Origin of the sequence: Sphingomonas endophytica (assembly GCF_001476895.1) — a bacterium.
GTDB classification, from domain to species: Bacteria; Pseudomonadota; Alphaproteobacteria; order Sphingomonadales; family Sphingomonadaceae; genus Sphingomonas; species Sphingomonas endophytica_A.
The window spans coordinates 1-696 of sequence record NZ_LDTB01000327.1 but is presented as its reverse complement, the minus strand read 5'-3'; the positions used below and the strand labels follow the sequence as shown (position 1 = coordinate 696).

1 pseudogene is annotated in these 696 nt (G+C 67.4%); it reads left to right on the top strand.

The features are described 5' to 3' along the window. A pseudogene (locus NS334_RS17480) lies at positions 1–628 on the top strand (hypothetical protein); the annotation flags it as partial. Between the last annotated feature and the right edge of the window lie 68 nt (positions 629–696).

Below are 696 nucleotides of genomic sequence, written 5' to 3'. Positions count from 1 at the left end.
CGTCATGGTCGATCCCGATGTGCGCGGGCAGGGGCTGTCCTGGGTGCTTTATGGCCTGACCGCGCTGGTGCTGTTCGCCCGCGACGGCTTGCGGCCGAAATGGATCTCCAACGTCACCCAGGTGCCGGCGGTGGTCGGCATGGTCAGCGACACCTTCTCGGATGTATTCCCGTCGCCGCTGCCGGGCGCCCGGCAGAGCTTTGCGCATCTGCAGCTCGCGCGGGGCATCATGGCCCGGCATCGCGCGGTGTTCGGTGTCGGCGAGGAGGCCGGCTTCGACGAGGCGCGCTCGGTCATCACCAATGCCTATACCGGCGGCTCGGATGCGCTGAAGAAAACCTTCGAGATCGCACCGAAGCATCGCAATGCCGTCTACAACGAGTTCTGTGAGCGCGAGCTGGATTACGGCCGCGGCGATGACGTGCTGCAGCTCGGCCGCGTCGATCTGGCCGGCGCGCGCCGTTACCTCATGCGCGAGGTGCCCTCGGGCTCGCTGCCGGCCTTGCTCGCGGCGTCCGCGATGCTGGCGCTGCAACGGCTGGTGTTTCCGGTGGTGTACTGGCTGGACGACAGCCGCGCCTTCGGCACGCTGCGGCCGCGCCGGCAGGACAGCGGGGCGGTGCGATGAACTTCGACTATTACTCCTTCACCGGCCGCAACATCGGCTTCATCGACGAGCACGAGCAGCAGCTGTTG